At 38.7% G+C, this 17,638-nt stretch carries 16 protein-coding genes; 5 read left to right on the forward strand and 11 right to left on the reverse strand.

All coding sequences use genetic code 11. From position 1 onward, the window contains the following. Positions 1 to 3: 3 nt before the first annotated feature. The gene (locus IHV11_RS11125; protein WP_231620232.1) at positions 4 to 789 is read left to right on the forward strand and encodes an ABC transporter permease; all 786 of its coding nucleotides are present in this window, start codon (positions 4 to 6) and stop codon (positions 787 to 789) included. A gap of 12 nt (positions 790 to 801) precedes the next feature. Then, a complete protein-coding gene (locus IHV11_RS11130) occupies positions 802 to 1,770 on the forward strand; it encodes an ABC transporter ATP-binding protein (RefSeq protein WP_197194647.1) in 969 nt (322 codons plus the stop codon). 95 nt (positions 1,771 to 1,865) lie between these two features. Here the strand turns inward: IHV11_RS11130 and IHV11_RS11135 are convergent, their stop codons facing one another. The 4 genes from IHV11_RS11135 to IHV11_RS11150 form a co-directional block, all read right to left on the reverse strand. Further along, entirely contained in the window at positions 1,866 to 2,723 is an 858-nt protein-coding gene (locus IHV11_RS11135; RefSeq protein ID WP_197190418.1) for a patatin-like phospholipase family protein, read from the reverse strand. A gap of 166 nt (positions 2,724 to 2,889) precedes the next feature. After that, positions 2,890 to 4,479 (reverse strand): SH3 domain-containing protein, encoded by a 1,590-nt coding sequence (locus IHV11_RS11140; protein WP_197194648.1) that lies wholly within the window; start codon positions 4,477 to 4,479, stop codon positions 2,890 to 2,892. A 139-nt stretch (positions 4,480 to 4,618) separates the two neighbouring features. After that, complete coding sequence (locus tag IHV11_RS11145; RefSeq protein WP_197194649.1) at positions 4,619 to 5,395, reverse strand: Cof-type HAD-IIB family hydrolase; 777 nt, start codon at positions 5,393 to 5,395, stop codon at positions 4,619 to 4,621. 80 nt (positions 5,396 to 5,475) lie between these two features. After that, positions 5,476 to 6,408, reverse strand: a complete 933-nt coding sequence (locus tag IHV11_RS11150) for a DMT family transporter (protein WP_197194650.1) — start codon at positions 6,406 to 6,408, stop codon at positions 5,476 to 5,478. A gap of 425 nt (positions 6,409 to 6,833) precedes the next feature. On the opposite strand from IHV11_RS11150, the gene IHV11_RS11155 reads away from it, so the two are divergent. Then, complete coding sequence (locus IHV11_RS11155) at positions 6,834 to 7,040, forward strand: alpha/beta-type small acid-soluble spore protein (protein ID WP_066288466.1); 207 nt, start codon at positions 6,834 to 6,836, stop codon at positions 7,038 to 7,040. A gap of 53 nt (positions 7,041 to 7,093) precedes the next feature. Here the strand turns inward: IHV11_RS11155 and IHV11_RS11160 are convergent, their stop codons facing one another. Both IHV11_RS11160 and IHV11_RS11165 read right to left on the reverse strand, forming a co-directional pair. Then, a complete protein-coding gene (locus tag IHV11_RS11160) occupies positions 7,094 to 9,526 on the reverse strand; it encodes a DUF6359 domain-containing protein (protein ID WP_305069357.1) in 2,433 nt (810 codons plus the stop codon). A gap of 207 nt (positions 9,527 to 9,733) precedes the next feature. Next, positions 9,734 to 10,381, reverse strand: a complete 648-nt coding sequence (locus tag IHV11_RS11165; RefSeq protein ID WP_255547349.1) for an SOS response-associated peptidase — start codon at positions 10,379 to 10,381, stop codon at positions 9,734 to 9,736. A 73-nt stretch (positions 10,382 to 10,454) separates the two neighbouring features. On the opposite strand from IHV11_RS11165, the gene IHV11_RS11170 reads away from it, so the two are divergent. Beyond that, entirely contained in the window at positions 10,455 to 10,685 is a 231-nt protein-coding gene (locus IHV11_RS11170; RefSeq protein ID WP_197194653.1) for a hypothetical protein, read from the forward strand. Here IHV11_RS11170 and IHV11_RS11175 read toward each other — a convergent pair. From IHV11_RS11175 to gnd, 5 genes are all read right to left on the reverse strand, one after another. Then, entirely contained in the window at positions 10,645 to 11,778 is a 1,134-nt protein-coding gene (locus IHV11_RS11175) for a GerAB/ArcD/ProY family transporter (RefSeq protein ID WP_197194654.1), read from the reverse strand. The two genes, IHV11_RS11170 and IHV11_RS11175, sit on opposite strands and share 41 nt — an antisense overlap. Continuing rightward, a complete protein-coding gene (locus IHV11_RS11180) occupies positions 11,775 to 12,995 on the reverse strand; it encodes a Ger(x)C family spore germination protein (protein WP_197194655.1) in 1,221 nt (406 codons plus the stop codon). The genes IHV11_RS11175 and IHV11_RS11180 overlap by 4 nt, the downstream gene beginning before the upstream one ends. Continuing rightward, positions 12,992 to 14,665, reverse strand: coding sequence for a spore germination protein (locus tag IHV11_RS11185; RefSeq protein ID WP_197194656.1), 1,674 nt, complete (start codon positions 14,663 to 14,665; stop codon positions 12,992 to 12,994). The genes IHV11_RS11180 and IHV11_RS11185 overlap by 4 nt, the downstream gene beginning before the upstream one ends. A gap of 263 nt (positions 14,666 to 14,928) precedes the next feature. Then, positions 14,929 to 15,447 carry an acyl-CoA thioesterase gene (locus IHV11_RS11190; RefSeq protein ID WP_197194657.1) on the reverse strand — a complete coding sequence of 173 codons (519 nt, stop codon included), beginning with the start codon at positions 15,445 to 15,447 and terminating at the stop codon, positions 14,929 to 14,931. A 114-nt stretch (positions 15,448 to 15,561) separates the two neighbouring features. Beyond that, positions 15,562 to 16,458 (reverse strand): phosphogluconate dehydrogenase (NAD(+)-dependent, decarboxylating), encoded by an 897-nt coding sequence (gene gnd / locus IHV11_RS11195; protein ID WP_066392738.1) that lies wholly within the window; start codon positions 16,456 to 16,458, stop codon positions 15,562 to 15,564. A gap of 242 nt (positions 16,459 to 16,700) precedes the next feature. Between gnd and IHV11_RS11200 the strand changes: the two genes are divergently transcribed. Continuing rightward, the gene (locus IHV11_RS11200; protein ID WP_197194658.1) at positions 16,701 to 17,567 is read left to right on the forward strand and encodes a sulfite exporter TauE/SafE family protein; all 867 of its coding nucleotides are present in this window, start codon (positions 16,701 to 16,703) and stop codon (positions 17,565 to 17,567) included. Positions 17,568 to 17,638 lie beyond the last annotated feature (71 nt).

Here is a 17,638-nt window from a genome sequence, read left to right on the forward strand (position 1 = left end):
GTCATGAACCTTTATCTGAAACTATTATCAGGAAGTTTGCGTTCACGTATGCAGTATAAGATGAACTTTCTCGTATCCTCCTTATCATACGGTTTGATCATGGCGGTGGACTTTGTGCTGCTCGCAGCCATTCTGCAGCGTTTTGACGATGTAAAAGGCTGGAATCTTTATGAAGTGGGGCTTCTCTATGGAATTTCATCTGTTGCCATTACTCTGTACAGAGTATTTTGTGTAGAGGTACATAATTTTGAACGTTATATGGTCGAAGGTGAATTCGATAGTCTTCTAATTCGACCTGTCTCTCCGTTATCATTGCTTCTGACTAAAAACATAGACCTATCCCGAATAGGAGGAACGATACAAGGTATCCTGATCCTTGTTATTTCTATTATCGGTTTAAAACTTAATAACGTTGAATTATTTCTTTTGTTAATTTATTTACCTGTAACTATCATTTCTGGAGTACTTATTTGTTTTTCTCTAGGGTTGATCACAGCTACCATTGCCTTTTGGACACAGAGGATCAAAGATTTCCAAACCTTTACTCTATATGCTCCTTTTAATGCAGCAAACTATCCGATGAACATCTATCCCGGCTGGCTCAAAATCATTTTTTTCACAGTCATCCCAGTAGGATTCATGAACTATACACCTGTTCTGTTTCTATTAAATAAAGGTGGTGACGTTTGGAACCTAGCATTACCACCACTCGTTTCAATCGTTTTTCTTTTCATAGCGTTACGATTCTGGATGTTTGGAATCCGCCATTACCATAGTACAGGAAGTTGAGGAGGGCTATACATGATTCAAGCTCAGCAATTAAATAAACACTTTAAAATCTATGAAACAAAGAAAGGATTTATCGGGTCGTTTAGTTCTCTTCTTTCTACAAAGCATCATGTGGTAAGAGCTGTAGATGATATTTCTTTTTCTATTGAAGAGGGTGAATTCGTAGGTTATATCGGTCCGAACGGAGCTGGAAAATCCACTACGATTAAAATGTTATCAGGTATTCTTCATCCAACTAGCGGTGAAATTACAGTGGGGGGATTAAGCCCGCAGAAAAAAAGAAAAGAAGTAGCCAAAAAGATCGGCATTGTATTCGGACAACGTACACAACTATGGTGGGATCTCCCGTTACGTGATTCTTTTGATATTTTAAAAGAAATGTATAAAGTACCTGACGAAAAATATCGCCAGTTTTTGAGGTTGTATGATGATATGCTTCAAATTGGAAAGTTTATGGACACGCCTGTTCGAAAACTATCTCTAGGGCAACGGATGCGCGGGGACCTTGCTGCAGCCATGATTCATGATCCTGACATCCTTTTCTTAGATGAGCCTACGATCGGATTAGATGTTAATGCAAAAACAAGTATACGAGCCTTTTTGAAAGAATTGAACGAAAACGAGAAGAAGACCATCCTGTTAACCACACATGATATGGATGATATTGAACGGTTATGCAGCCGCGTGATCGTGATCAATCACGGACAAATGGTTTTAGATGGAACGCTGGAAGATTTACGTAAGAATATTGGATTACCAAGCGTCATGGAGATTCAGTATCGTGTAAAACCAAACACGGATGACATACAATTAGAAGGAATTGAAAGAATGACATGGGAAGACGAAAAGTTAATTATCGATTATGATCGCTCTCTTCTATCTTCACCTCTATTACTTCAAAAAGTCACACAATGGGGAGAACCGGTCGATATTCAGATGAAAGAACCAGATATTGAACAAGTTATTCAAAAGATATACTAAATGAAAAAAGCTTGCTATAGAGATCTGTTTCATGACTTCTATTGCAAGCTTTTCTATTTTTATGGCATGAAATGATACGGGAAAGTGGATTGATTTTAATTGGATAACCAACTTCTTAAGTTATCCAATTGGTTAAGTGCATCTATTCTTCCTTGTTCGTACAGAACTCCAAGTCGTTTAGGATCGCGTTCAATTCTTTTTACTATCATTTTCTCCATGGGACGAAGGACAAATAAGTTTCCACTTTTCTCTTCTTTTTCTATAAAATCAAGCGTCTCATTATATTTGATGTAGCGTCCACGTAAACTTTCGTCGAGACCTGTGTATTCAGGATAGAATTTTTTCGTTACCCACGTCATTTTAGGCTTTTTCTTGCGATAACCCTCATTCTGAGTGAGGATTACGACTCCTTTTTGGACGCCATCTTTCAAAGCTTTATGAACAGGTATGGGATCCGCAATCCCTCCGTCCATCATCTGACCTCCTGCAAGCTCGACTACTGGTGCGATAAAAGGAATGGATGATGATGCACGTAGAACATTTGAGATCTCCATCTCTTCGTAATCTTCTTTATTCAAATAAACGGGTTGGCCTGTTCTTACGTCTGTTACAACGACTACAAATCTTTCTTTCGATTGTTTAAATGCAGCATAATCGAAGGGAACTAGGCGGTTCGGAAGTTCATCAAATATGAAGTCCATACCGAACAACCCCTTCTTCTTAAACAACCAATTCTTATAAGAAATATATTCAGGATGTGAGCTATATTCTAGATTCACCGTGCGATTTCTTCCGTGCTGGCGTGATAAGTATGATACAGCGTTACAAGCACCAGCAGATGCCCCGATCACATACGGAAAGTAAAGGTCGTTCTCCATAAAAACATCGAGTACCCCTGCCGTATAAACACCGCGCATTCCGCCACCTTCAAGAATAAGTCCAGAGTTCTCCAAATTTGGCACCACCTATTGTTAACTACATTTATTATTTATGATTTTAATTATATGAATAAAGTGAACATAAAATCCAGTCAAGCGAATTAAGAATAGGAAAAGATACTTACTGAAACAAAAGAGGCACCGTTTAAAAGTTCACACTTTTAATCACCGCCTCTTCACCTTATTGAAAATATTGAGCCAATCCTTTCGTAATACCCGTTGCTGCTTTTGTTTGAAAAGAATTACTCTTGATTATACTTTCATCAAATGGATTTGACAAAAAACCAAGCTCTACTAATACGGCAGGTTGTTTGTTTTCACGGAGAACGTGAAAGTTTCCATATCTAACATTTCCACCTTTTAATCCCGTATTTGCTCCAATTAATCCGGTGTTTACCGAGTTCGCCAATTTCAGGTCCTTCTGGCCGTAATAGAAGGTTAACAGTCCTGTAGCGGATCTATCTGAAGCTGAGTTGTAATGTAGACTAACAAAAGCATCTGCAAAATGATAATGACTAATCTCCACACGTTTATTAAGAGATATATACGTATTATCACTTCGAGTTAAGTTGACTTTTGCACCTGCATTACTAAGCTGTGTGGCTAATAACCTCGCACTCATCAACGTCATAGCGGCTTCTTGTGTACCAGATGATTTTCCTGAAGCTCCTGGATCATTTCCACCATGACCAGGATCTATAACAATCCTTTTTCCTTTTAATCCCTTCAAAGATGGTTTAGGAGTTGAAGGATTGTTTGAGGATGATTGTTGAACAGCTACAAGCCATCCTGCCACCCAAGCACTTTTACCATTTGGCAGCTTAATTTGTACCCAATCGTTCTTAGATTGAAGAAATGCGAATTCGTCCCCTTGATTTGCATGACCCACTATTAAGTAGGCAGTAGAAGGACCTTGCCTAATATTTACGCCATCTGACATGATGACAACTTTTTTGGCTATTGAAGAAGGTGGAGCAACGGGAGGTTTCGTTGCAGGCTTAGGGTTTGTAACGATTGGAGACCCTCCCATTTTTAGTGATATGTACTGGCTAGATACCCAACCTTTCTTTCCATCGGACGTTTGAATGAAAAGCCAGCTTCCTGACTCTGACAAAATCTGAACAGAAGTACCATATTTGAGAGAGCCGATGATCGGTGAAGATAAATTTCCGGATGATCGAAAATTCAAATACGTCGCTGTTACTGTTCCCCACTTTCCATTGTTTACAGGTTTGTTTGTAGGAGGTTTAGGAGGAGTTGTACCTGTTTGATTCAATAGATACGCACTGCTTACCCATCCTTTAATTGAACCGTATGTTATATTAGCCCAATTGCCTTCTTCTTTAATTACAGAAACTACCGCTCCATTCTTTAGCGAGCTTACCGTCTTATATTGAGTTCCTGCACCACTCCGCACATTTAGAGAAGTTGCTGTTACTTTTGCTGTTTTAATATTTTTTGCTTCCTTTTGAGATGGTGTTTTGGAACTGGTTGAGTTATTTACCTTTATGTACGCTGAACTAACCCAAGCTTTTCTATCCTGAAAAGATATGTTTGCCCATCCTTTTTCTATCTGGAACACCGTAACTTTCGAGCCTTTTTTTAATGATCCGATCTGTTTTGACGCTGAGGAGGGTTCTGTGCGAACATTCAAGCTTGTTGCATTCACTGTAGCCGTTTTTCCTGCTGCCGAGGCAGGTCTAAATGGAAAGCTTACGATTAAAAAGACAGCGATTAAAAAGTAACACATCACCTTTACATTCAATCTCACACGTTTCAACTCCTATTTGAAAAGTTCTTTACTTGCTGTACGTGTTATATCGTCATTAAAAGGTTGCTCCTTTACCTTTTTCACTGCAATTTTCAGAACAAAAAAAACCCTAGCTGAAATCAACTAGGGTGCTCCATGATTAAATTAATCCAAAATGTTTAAGTCCATGATAGATACCATCTTCATCAACTGATTTTGTAACAAAGTCTGCCGCGTCTTTTGCTTCTTTTAAACCATTGCCCATCGCAATTCCTGTTCCCGCTGCTTTAAGCATTTCGATATCATTTAACGCATCACCAAATGCGTACACATTCTCAGGTTTCATGTTCATCTGGTTCATAAAAGCTTCAATTCCTTTTGCTTTAGAACCACCAGTTGGCAAAATGTCTAATGCATTTTCATGCCAGCGTATAAAATCGAACGTGCCTTTGTATCCATCACGATAGACATGTTCATGCTGTTCCTGGCAGAATAATAAAACTTGGTAAACCTCATTCTCCTTATAGAATCCTGGGTGGAAAACGGGATAACTCGGCATGAGATTAAACGTACAATTCTTGATGATCTCATGATTATCAGCATTGCTTGTTGCTCGTTCATGATCAAGGTACACAAGTGGGTGACCCGCATTTTCAGCTTCTTGTTCTATTTTTAAAATAGCTTCTCTAGATAATGGCGTCTTGTGGATCACTTCATCTTTAAAAACAACATATGATCCGTTAAAGCTTACAAATGAATCAACCTCTAGTTCCTCACGGATAGGTTCAAACATAAATGGACCCCGCCCAGTAGCAATTGCTACATGCACGCCATTCTTTTTTAACTGTGAAATACTCTCTCGCGTGCTGTCAGGAATTGTTTTCTCTTCGTTTACTAACGTTCCGTCTATATCAAAAAATACTATTTTGTCATTCATATCCGCATCGTCTCCTGTTGAATGTTCTTCCCTACCATAGTGGTACGATTCCGTATAAATGTCAAATCATGCGTTTCGCTTTACTTTTTTATTGATTGACTCACTTGTAATAGTCCCTTTTCTGGCATAGATAACAAGAATACTGTCAAAATAATGAGCATGCCACCTGCTGTTTGGAAACTCCCAAACGCAGTACCAAGCCATATGACAGATACAAGAGTTGCTACTAAAGGTTCTGCACTTCCAAGTAAGCTCGTTTCTGTCGAGCTTATATACTTTAAGCTGTCTAAGTAGAGATAAAAAGGCAATAGTGTTCCGAATACTACTACAAATGATAGCATCCCAAATAATGAGAATGACCAATCGATTGCATTCGCCTGCCACGGCTGAGTAAAAATAGAAACAGCAGATCCACCAAGCAACATAGCCCAACCTACGATCGTAGCAGATGCATACTGTTTTAACAGTCTCACTGGATAGACGGTATATATAGCTACTGAAATACCTGAGAGAACTCCCCAGAATATAGCTTTTTCGGAAACCGTTATCTCTTGCAAACTTCCATTTGTTAAGAGCAGGAAAGTTCCTGAAAGAGCCATTAGTACTGCGATCCATTCTTTTCGTTTTGGCCATTTTAAGAACTTTAACGCAAAATAGATCGTAATAAACACCGGGCCTAAAAATTGAAGCAGTGTAGCCGTTGGTGCATTACCCGCTTCTATACTCAAAAAGAACGTAAGCTGTGCCCCAAGCATACCCGTTAAAGAAAATACTATTAAATCCATTCGGTCTTTTTTATTTCTCCAAACTTCAAATATATTGTGATGAAAAGAGACTAGAAATAATAGCAGCGCTCCAGCCATTACCATACGGACTGAAACTAACCATGTTGCGGTCATTGCTGAATGTGAAAAGATCCATTCTGCTGCGTTTCCTGAAAACCCCCAAAGAGAAGCTCCTGCTAAGGCTAGTCCTATACCTTTCCACCGGGAATACTCTTTTTTATTCCCCATCCTACACCCGCTCTCCCAATTGCATGAAGTTCTAACGTTTCTGATCCTTCATCTATTCATATTACTATTGAATCTATATCCTTCATTCATTATAAAACGAATGCGTTAAAATCAAATATATTTTATTATTCTAATTTCTACAATTTTATCTTTTTATGTATCAATCAGCTAGTAATCAATTACCTACCATAGTATCAACAGGCGTCATAAAAACAGAAAGCACTGAGCTTAACAAACCAGCTCAGCGCTTATCTTGAAAATAAAAATAGGGGGATGATGTATCATACGAAACTTACGGGTTTTGGTGTCGGTTAAAGCAAAAATATGCGAATACCTATCGATCTCTTCTTCCGAAAAAAACTTTTCCATCATGCGCATAAAATTGTTAAATATATACAAACTAGTAATACAAGGAGGTGATACATATGGCACGTAACAATAACTCTAACGAATTAGTAGTAGCTGGAGCACAAGCAGCTTTGGATCAAATGAAGTATGAAATCGCTTCTGAGTTTGGTGTTCAACTAGGACCAGACACAACATCCCGTGCGAATGGATCTGTTGGTGGTGAAATCACTAAACGTCTTGTTCAAATGGCTGAACAACAGCTAGGTGGCGGATACCGACGCTAAACTGCAGTTAACATGAAAAAGTCATCCACAATATGCGGATGACTTTTATTTATTTATCTGACTTTATCTAGTTTAACTTGAATTAACACAGGATCATGGTCACTTGCTCGACCGTGTTCTTCCATAAACTGCGAATTGATATGAACGATATCAACTTTTGTCTTTCTCGCCATATTGTTTGTTACTAAAATATGATCAAGAACTTGAGCGTTCCCTTGGTAAGAATATGTGTAGCGCTCTTTGTATGGAACTTTCTCGATCATGTTCGTCAACTCTTTGCCTTTAACTTTCTGCAGCGTCTTCGTAAACTCGAAATCATTGAAATCTCCAAGCAGCACGACCTTTGCATCCTTATCTTCACTCTTAACATTTTTAACAAACTGATTTACAATTCCCGCGATTTCTAAACGTTGCGCTTCACTTCCAAGGAAAGGAGGCTGATTTTTCCCAAACAGCGGCTGATCTCCGCCTTTTGAGTTAAAATGATTCGCAACCACAATTACGCTCTCACCTTTAAACATGAACTGTGCTGCGACTGGCTTACGGCTGTTTTCAAATGCTGGGTTTGTCGGATCGATACGCCCAGGATTTACAGTAAGCTTCCCGTCCTTATAGCCTACCGCTTCTGTTGCTGTTCCTTTAGTTCCTTTTGCAAGTGAAACACGTTCAGGATTGTAGATGAATCCTACACGAATGTTACCACCAGGAATTCCGCCGTCTTTTCCATCAACTGGTGCGATATCTGTATACACATATTGTGGACCACCTTGCGCCGTAATCTCAGCGATTAATCGATCTGCACTTGCTTTTGCATCTGTCGTACCATCATTCGTTGGACCATTTCCATCTTGCATCTCGACAAGCCCTACGATATCTGGTGCGTTCAGGTTACGAACGATCGATTTTGCGATACGCGATACTTTTTCATCGCTCGTACTGTCACGCCCTTCTTCAAGTGCAGAAAAGTTCTCTACGTTAAAGCTCGCGATCGTTAACTCTTTATGTTTTTCATGAATCTTTGTAACTTCCGGTTTTGTTCTTCCTTCAACAAACGTTGGAAGTTCTTCTCGGTCAGCTAACACTTTATAGTTACCAAATCCGTAGCTGACAACTCCAGTAATTGAGCCCAAGAAGAAGTCTCCTGTTTTTGCCACAAACGATTCGTCGTTCATATCGACAAAAATGCGTTCTGGGTTGTAATCAAATTCCTTGATGTTTAGACCACCTGATGAGTTAAATTCTTTTTGCTTCCAAAAATCTGGAACAACAACAAGTTCTCCATATTTTTGAGGTGCAAGAACACCAGGATTTTTCACTTCTACAAGCATACCTTCTAAACTCTCATAAAAATCAATGCCATCTTCTTTTGGATCAAACAACCCAAAGTTATCATTATCAATCACTCTAGTTGGTTGTTCAAGACCAAACAAACCGATGATTGTTGACTTTGGAAGTTTTTGTCCTTCTTGTAGTTTGTTAATTTCACTTGCATTGATCTCTGTAACAGCTAGATCTGTTTTTAATTTATCTGAATATCCTTCAAGTACCCATTCTTTTACAAGCCCATCAACTGAAACAAGATTTCCTTTAGCCTGACCGTGATCTTTTTGGTAGACTAAAATACCTTCAGACGTTCTATAGTCTTTGTCTGGTTTAGCGTCCTGCATATAAAAATTATTGTTATCTACAACTTTTGTTACAATTCCTTCGACACCCTCTACTGCTTTATTCGAAACAGGAGATTGATGACTTGCACCTTGAATATCATGGATACGAAGCCCGGATAGAGCAACTTGGTATTTGAACTCTGATATGTTGCTATTCTTTAATCCTTCTTTAACAGCGACAGCTCTAATGGTAACATCTTCTTCTACTGAAATAGGAGATGTATAACGTGTGCTATCTGTAGTCGGATCTTGTCCATCTAAAGTGTAAAAAATTTCAGCATCTGTTGTTTCAGTAGAGAGTACGACTGAAGTCCCTTTAGAAACAACCTGTCCCTCAACCGAAGACTTTACTTCTTCTACTTGTGGTTCAGAAGGAGCACCATCAATAATCTGATATTTGTTTACATTTTTAAGTCCTGGCACACTAAAATAGGCCTCTAGTGTTCCTTCAAGTTGAACTTTTTTCCCTAAATTCTCAGGGTGATCAACGAGGTTCAATGCAGATCTTGCAGCATTATTAGGTAATTGAACAGTTAGTATTTTCGTTTTGTCTGTTTCGTTCACTGAATCTGCGATGGCCAAGTTGGTATTCGCAGTAAATGGTCCTTCATGTTTGAATGAGATAGAAGACCCACTACCTCCATGAACAGTTCCTACGATATACCCTTCAACCATCTGTGTTGATTTATCCTGCTTAACCAATGCTTCGCTAACCGTTAGAACGTCAGCTGCAGATGCAGTCTGCTGCAGTGGTATAGCCATGCTAAGCACCATTACTAGCATGATACTTATATTTGTAAGCCTTTTCGTCATTTTCATGAACATATCGTTCCACCTGCCTCACTAATAGGATGTAAAACATGTAAATCCATGAAAAATATAACACAATTCTGTCGATTCAATTGTTAGTTTTATATTAAAACAGTCAGAAAGACTTACAAAAAATTTACAATATAGTACTCTTGGATTATTTTTCGTAAAAAAAATGACACTTTCACCTGATCAAATACAGATCAAAAGAAACTGTCAGCTAGTTCTATGAACGTTCAAATCCATAGTGACTTGTTCTGCAAATAGTTCTGGGTTGTTGTCTTGGAGAATAGAAAAAAGTTTATCCTTACTTGCTGAGCGATCCAACCAGTTCTCTCCAACGTTTGGCTCTAACATTACCGGCATACGGTGATGATATTTTTTCATAGAGTCATTAGATGCTTTTGTTAAGATGGAACAGGTAATTCTTTCTTCTTGCTGTCCTTCGACTTCACCTGTCCATCTAGACCAGACCCCGGCAAATGCGAACGGCTTTTTATCTCTTAATGTAAACTTATAGGGCTGCTTCTTGCTAACACCTTCTTCAATAACCCATTCGTAGAATCCACTTGCAGGAATCAAGCATCTTTTTTGAACAAAAGAGTTTTTAAAGCTTGGTTTTTCAGAAACTGTCTCACTTCTCGCGTTCATTAATTTGTTTCCTATTTTCGGATCGTTCGCCCAACTTGGGACAAGCCCCCACTTCATATATCCTGCTCTATTTCCTGAGCTCGCTTTAATAATCGAAAGAACTTGCTGACTCGGGGCAATGTTAAAGCGTTTATCATAATCAAATTCGTTTTCTAAGTTAAAAGCATCAATAATCACATCTTTTTCGTAGTAAAGCATATATCTGCCACACAAAACACATCACCTCGGTTCAACTTATGGATAAGGATGTCAATCATGCAAAAACTAAAAACAGGAGGTGGATGTCATGAAGAATCCTGTTGTTATTTATACCATATTACTATTCAGTATGTTCTCTTTACTCGTTGTCATTGATTGGTTTCTAGGGATCGCTCCAGCAACGGTTATAAAAAAATCGTTTATGTCTTTCTTTCACTATGTGGACAAGGTTGAATATGTTCTAGTGATCACTTTGATGATTTTACCCATCCTAACGTTTATTCTGTCGAAGTGGATGGAGAAGAAGCAAAAGGCTTAAGCTTCTTTCTTCTTATTAAGAATACAACAATGAACAGACTCGGTAAAACAACTTGAAATGGTAAATGGATAAAATGAGGAACGATATTTAAACCTTCTGTAATATGTTCCACATAATTTGCTGCTATGACGATAGATGAAAGAATCAATACAATACCGATTGGTCCTATGAGCTTTTTTTCTTCTTTTACTCCGAAGATGTCTTGGGTTGCTTTAACTGCAACATAAAACAATACAGAGATCTTAAAGAATCCTCCTATAATGAGCGTAAATACCACTAACGCATCCAACCTTTGAATAAATTCTCCTAAGTTAATCTTCGCAACTGCAGCAAGCAATGGGAAGTAGACATGAGTAGCAACATGCCCTCCTAATATCGCAATGTCCATCGCGACCGTTACACTTAAGATAATCCCACTCACCATAATGGCAAATAACCCAACTGTTAGTGCTTTACTTTTCTTTGTTGTTTTCAAATATGGCAACAACATTGTAAAAACCACCATTTCTCCAAAAGGAAAAGTCGGTGTTACTGGGAACGCCGCCTTTAAGACCGGCAAGAACCCCTTGCCTAGAACAGGAAGAAGATAATTGTATTTCATTAAGTCTGCTGATAAAACAAGTACAGCAAGAATTATTCCTAAGAGAACGACTAGAAAAAAAATGATCTCCCCTGTTCTTACTAGAACTTCGAAACCTAATTTTAAAACATAAACGATCGTAGCAATCATTAGCGCATTTACAACGATAATCGGTGTTTGTACAAAAACAGCTGAAAGCAGAAGGCTTCCAAAGTCACGCAAAACACGAGCAGCTAAATACATGAAGTACATTAGGTACAAGAAACCAAATAATTTTCCTATATACTTACCGAACAAGATCTGCAAATATTGTGTTAACGATTGCTCTGGAAATTGTTTATAGAGATAATAATAACCTACAAATAGAAACATACCGCTTGTCATACCGAGCAGGATAGCGATCCAAGCATCCCTGCCAGCATCCATTCCTAAACCAACAAGGATCGCACTTCCGAGTTCAAATAAGACGATGATAATAAAGTATTGTTGAATGTCGATCTTGATGGTCTTCATTTTGGAGCCTCTTTCTTTTCCTCAAATAAAAACGGTGAAGTTCGAACACCTGATCTTCTAATACGAGAATCGACATTCACTTTCACTTCTAACTTCGGAAATATTTCTTTGTAGTTCTTTTTGTAAACATTGCGCCATTTACTCGGATTTTCTCTATACAACAATTCACCAAATCCAAGTACATCGCTATTAAAGTCTTGTGATGCGTTTATCGTTTTTTGAATTTCTTTTTCAATTACAAGGTTTAATTTACTTTCAATTTTAAGGATTTCAGAAGTTTTTTCTAAGTTCACTGCACAGTTTGCTTCTGCAATATTTGCTTCAGGAAACACATCGAGTGTTATCGTTGGTATATCCTGTTTTGTATCTGCCGACAGTTCAGTATTCGAACGAACAATCTCGATAGAATATCCGTTATCGTTACCCATACAAGGTACCGTAATCGCTGAACTAACAAGCTTTCCCTTTATCCACAGAACGCCTCTAGCTTCAGGTCCATCCAACCACCCCTGCAGCTTGCCATCTCTAAATACCCCCATGCCTGATAACTGAACTCTCGCGGGATCGCCCACTTCATAGTTTTGTGCTGTCACTGCCAATTTATGGTCACCCGTAATTTTAATGCCATTGATTATCGGTTCTCCGCCTTCATCGATTATGGATTGAAGAACTTCATTAATATCCTGCTGCATATTTTCTCCCCAATTTTTCTCTGAAATCTTCAAAATAGTAGCTATTTCATCGGAAGTAACTTTATCGATGGCAGTAAACGTTCTTAATAATTTTGATGGCGTCGTATCTCTAGCTACAACAACTTGAATGGTCGAACGAACTTCAGGGTCACGAGAAATCATGTCAACCGCTTGATAGATACTCTCTTTTGCAATTTTCTCACTAAAAACAAGCATCCTCGCATGCGCAAAAAACAAGCGTCTTGATGTTTGTTTACTTGCTTTTCTCGTTGCTTCCATCAAGTTTCTTCCTGTTGTCTCATAGACGGTGAAGACGGGCTGTTTTCCTCCTCCCGCTCCGGTAATCCCCGGAGCAACTTCTGTTGGGTTCACCACTTGATAGGTCACAATTAAATTTCCTTTTTTATCAATGTTAATTCCAATTCCCATTACGATTGAAAGCTCATCCAGCTCATTTTGATCCCAGCAGCCTGTTAGAAATAGAAGGCAGAGTGAGAGAGGAAGGCAACTTTTTAAAAGTTTCAACGTGTTGTCTCCTCCTCTCGTTTCTTCTTAACCGAATAAGGTTTTGTACGTGTTTGGTTTTTTTTCGATAGCTTTTCTGGTCTTTTGAACAATTTGGTAATCGGAAATCGAAACAGACTATCTTTTAAATCCTGTGTTTGTAACGGAGCAAAAGGACTTAAATATGGATAACCGAAAGATCTTAAGCTTGATAAATGTGCGATGATTACAATCAAAGCTAGTGTAAGACCATAGAAGCCGAAAACTGATGAGATCAGCATTAACGGAAATCGTAATAATCGTGCTGATGTGGCGACAGCAAACGATGGGATCGCAAAGCTGGCTACTGCAGTGATTCCCACAACGATAACCATCGCAGGTGAAACAAGTCCTGCTTGAACTGCTGCTTGACCTAATACAAGTGCCCCAACGATCGAAACGGCGACGCCTACCGCCCGTGGCATCCTAATTCCTGCTTCACGTAAGATTTCAAATGTAATCTCCATCACTAACGCTTCTGCTATTGCCGGAAACGGTACTCCTTCACGCTGAGCAGCGATTCCAAACAAAAGAGTCGTTGGAATCATGGCTTGGTGAAAAGTGGTAAGGGCAATATAAATCGATGGAGCGATCAAGGAAATAATAAAGACCGAAAATCTCAACAAACGAAGAAATGTACTGATGTCATACCTCATATAATAGTCTTCTGATGACTGAAAGAACTGTATAAATTGTGCTGGGGCGATTAAAACAAACGGTGTTCCATTAATAATTATACCCACACGACCTTCGAGCAGGTTTCCGATAACAACATCTGGTCGTTCAGTATTTAGAAACTGCGGAAAAACAGTAACTGTCTCGTCTTGAATAAACTCTTCAAGTTGACCGGATTCTAGCAAGCCATCTGTCTTCACTTCTTCAATTCTCTCTTTAATCTCTTGGATCAATAATGGATCAGCGATATTCTCTAGATAAACAACCGCAACATCTGTATGTGTGACTTCTCCTATTTTGAACTTTTCAATTCTAATATCTTTTGATCTTACTCTTCGTCTTATTAATGAGATATTCGTCTTGATTGACTCTGTGAATGAATCCTTAGGACCACGAATAACAACTTCTGATGTAGGCTCTTCGATTCCTCGAACTTTTCCGCCGTTCGTTCCTAGTTTAAGACCTTTTGTATTCCCTTCAACTAAAAGAACACTTAAACCAGCAAGAAGGGCTTCAACTAATTCATCTTCCGTTTCGACATCCAATACTCTTCCAAGTGCTAAAGCATTCTGTTTGATGTAATGTAATGCATGGTCTACTGGCACTGGAGAAGATTGCTTGTCTGATGACAGTGACATTAATGGTGAAAGAATGAACTCATTTAACACTTGAGAATCATTCATTTCTTCTAAAAATAATAATGTAGCTGTAACCTTGTGTTCTAACTCAAATTCAAACTCACGAACGATTAAATCCATCGGGTTACCTAAGAGTGTCTTTACTCTATCAACCACCACATGCAGAACCGGACTAAGTTTTCCAACACGCTTTTCTGTTTGTTTCTTCTGTTGTATTGATGTATCCATAGAAATGGTATTAGATTGAAGAGAAGAATGATCATCATGCTTTTTATCTGCTAACATATCTGTTAACTTTTTATGAGTTCTAATGATTGGACGCTTTCTTCTATTCCGCATAACCATCCGCCTTTTTACCAAACTTTTCTTAGCATTTGCACAACACGACTTGGTTATGTACTAACGATTCGTTTACACACTCTAAACACAAAAAAGCCCCTGATCGATTTCATTGATGAAAACGGTCAGGGGCTTTAACAAATTAACAGTATAAATGCCAGGGTTCTGTATCCCTGGCTGGAAAAAGGTAATTTTATTATAGCATCTTCTTTTAAAAATGCGAATCTTATGAACTGCAAAACACTAAAAATATATCTTTATACTCACATTGGATCCCAAGGTTTTTTTACTCCGAACTCTTTGGCCAATTTCTTGCTTTCTTCTCTGCGCTTTTTCCTTGCAATTGCTCGTTCTGGCGCATGTTCATGTAGCCATTTTTCTTCTTCTGTTTCAGGTATTACTTTCGGCACTGGGGTTGGTTTTCCACCTTCATCTAATGCTACGAAAGTTAGAAAGGAAACCGCGCAAACTTTTCGTTCTCCAGACAATAAATTTTCTGAGATCACTTTTACGAAAACTTCCATTGAAGTTGTTTTCGTCCACGTCACAAATGATTCTAAGCAAACAGAATGTCCTTCTTTTATCGGCTGTAAAAAGTCAACCGAATCCGTTGAAGCTGTAACCACATTTTTTCGTGCATGGCGGATCGCTGATATAGCTGCAACATCATCGATGTAAGCCATTAATTTCCCTCCGAATAACGTACCATGATTATTTGTATCCGGTGGAAGTACTACTGAGGATTTTACTGTTCGAGATTCACGAACAAATTTTTCTTCCATGATCAAAACTCCTATTCTTATCTCTTCATCACTAGTATATGTTGAATGTCCAAAAATTAATGAAAGACCTCTGCTTAAACGTATAAGCAATGAGGTCTTTATTAAGGCATTTTATTATTTTTTCACGACTGCATGGCCACCAAATTCGTTACGAAGTGCCGCAACGACTTTACCGTGGAACGTGTCGTCTTCTAATGAACGGAAACGCATGAATTGAGATAGTGCGATAACTGGAGCTGACGCTTGATAATCAAGAGCAGCTTCAACTGTCCAGATCCCTTCACCTGAAGAATTCATCACACCGCGGATGTCTTCAAGTTTTGGCTGTTTGCTGAATGCGTTCTCCATCAGTTCGATCAGCCAGCTACGGATAACTGATCCGTTATTCCATACTCTAGAAACTGCTTCATAGTCGTAATCGAAATCACTTTTATCTAAGATCTCAAAACCTTCTCCGATTGCTTGCATCATACCGTACTCGATTCCGTTATGAACCATCTTCAAGAAATGACCAGAACCTGCACGCCCTGTAATCATAAATCCTTTTTCTACACAAATTTTTTCGTATAGAGGAGCAAGGTAGTTAACAGCATCGTCATCTCCACCCATCATGGCACAAAGACCGTAACGCGCTCCATCAGTTCCTCCACTCGTACCAACATCTACAAGATGGATGCCTGATGCTTTTAGTTCTTCATAGCGGCGAAGAGTGTGCTTGTACATGGAGTTACCAGCGTCAACGATAATATCGCCTTCTGTTAAATGTGGCTTCAGTTGTTCGATTACTTGGTCAACGATCTCTCCAGCTGGAACTAAAAGAATAACCGCTTTTCTTCCTGTAAAAGAATTAGCAAGCTCTTCGATCGAGTCAACACCTTTAACACCTTCTGCTGAGATCTCTTTCACTGTATCTTTGTTTACATCTGTAGCGAAAACAGTATTTCCTTTATCATTCATATTCAGTGCCATATTGAAGCCCATTTTCCCAAGGCCGATTAAACCGATTTCCATTGTACATATCACTCCAATTTATGTATTTATAACTGTTTTGTATTATTCCACAAAATAAAGGCGATTAACCTCTACTTGCAACACTGTCTATTAGAGTATCTAAAAATGAACAAAAAAACAATTATTTCAGTTCTTTTTATATGAAATAACAGAGAAAAATTATAAAATCATAAACATTTGACCTGAACCTTTCTCATTTTGTCCACATAATCTATAGCATCATTATTGTTGGAGGACCTTTTATGAAAAAAATTGTAATGCTGGCTTTGATTGGTCTCATGGCTCAACTCATAGATGGCTCTCTAGGCATGGCTTATGGAGTTACTTCTACAACTCTTCTCTTAGTAGTTGGGTTCTCGCCCGCTTTAGCCTCTGCTTCTGTTCACTTATCAGAAGTTGTGACATCTGCTGTCTCAGGCTACTCACACCTCAAATTCGGAAATGTAGATATGAAAACGGTCAAAAAGCTCGTCATCCCAGGCGCTATAGGTGCATTCTTAGGTGCTGCTTTTTTAAGTTACATTCCTTCTGCATTTATCAAACCGTACATCTCGTTATTTTTATTAGGTCTTGGCTTTTATGTTCTGTTCCGCTTTTTACTGATAAAAGTAAAGGTGGATGCAGAGACAGATTCTACAGAGAGCAGTGCTAAGCAAATGATGTATCGTCCATTAGGGCTAATCGCTGGGTTTATGGATGCAACAGGTGGCGGAGGATGGGGACCGATAACAACTCCTATTCTGCTTACACAGAAAAACCTTACTCCTAATAAAGCGATCGGCTCAGTAAATTTTAGTGAATTCGCAGTATCATTATCTGCTTCTATCGGTTTCTTTTTGTTTATCGGTTGGGAAACTTTGCTTTGGCAGGTCGTTGTTGCGATGATGCTAGGTGGGATCATTGCAGCTCCTTTCGCAGCGTGGCTCGTACAAAAGTTAAAGCCAGCGCTATTAGGTGTATTAGCTGGTGGTTTAATAATCGTAACGAACTTAAGAACGATTATGAACGAATTTTTTTCTATAGATTTGTTTACAGAAATTTCAGCTTTGGTGCCCCTACTTCTTCTATGGAGTATGTTGATCATCTATGCAGTTCGAAAAAAAGCTTAAGAAAAGCAGTACAGTATAGATCATAATAAAACAGGCAAAATGTCCATCATGGATGGACATTTTGCCTGTTT

The sequence above is a fragment of the Fictibacillus sp. 26RED30 genome, assembly GCF_015903845.1.
GTDB classification, from domain to species: domain Bacteria; phylum Bacillota; class Bacilli; order Bacillales; family Fictibacillaceae; genus Fictibacillus; species Fictibacillus phosphorivorans.

Excerpts from the sequence above, each read along its gene's own strand:
- IHV11_RS11125 (WP_231620232.1), top strand. The coding sequence starts at position 4 with ATGAACCTTTATCTGAAACTATTATCAGGAAGTTTGCGTTCACGTATG.
- IHV11_RS11130 (WP_197194647.1), top strand. The coding sequence starts at position 802 with ATGATTCAAGCTCAGCAATTAAATAAACACTTTAAAATCTATGAAACA.
- IHV11_RS11145 (WP_197194649.1), bottom strand. The coding sequence starts at position 5,395 with ATGAATGACAAAATAGTATTTTTTGATATAGACGGAACGTTAGTAAAC.
- IHV11_RS11150 (WP_197194650.1), bottom strand. The coding sequence starts at position 6,408 with ATGGGGAATAAAAAAGAGTATTCCCGGTGGAAAGGTATAGGACTAGCC.
- IHV11_RS11155 (WP_066288466.1), top strand. The coding sequence starts at position 6,834 with ATGGCACGTAACAATAACTCTAACGAATTAGTAGTAGCTGGAGCACAA.
- IHV11_RS11160 (WP_305069357.1), bottom strand. The coding sequence starts at position 9,526 with ATGAAAATGACGAAAAGGCTTACAAATATAAGTATCATGCTAGTAATG.
- IHV11_RS11170 (WP_197194653.1), top strand. The coding sequence starts at position 10,455 with ATGAAGAATCCTGTTGTTATTTATACCATATTACTATTCAGTATGTTC.
- IHV11_RS11175 (WP_197194654.1), bottom strand. The coding sequence starts at position 11,778 with ATGAAGACCATCAAGATCGACATTCAACAATACTTTATTATCATCGTC.
- IHV11_RS11185 (WP_197194656.1), bottom strand. The coding sequence starts at position 14,665 with ATGCGGAATAGAAGAAAGCGTCCAATCATTAGAACTCATAAAAAGTTA.
- IHV11_RS11190 (WP_197194657.1), bottom strand. The coding sequence starts at position 15,447 with ATGGAAGAAAAATTTGTTCGTGAATCTCGAACAGTAAAATCCTCAGTA.
- gnd (WP_066392738.1), bottom strand. The coding sequence starts at position 16,458 with ATGGAAATCGGTTTAATCGGCCTTGGGAAAATGGGCTTCAATATGGCA.
- IHV11_RS11200 (WP_197194658.1), top strand. The coding sequence starts at position 16,701 with ATGAAAAAAATTGTAATGCTGGCTTTGATTGGTCTCATGGCTCAACTC.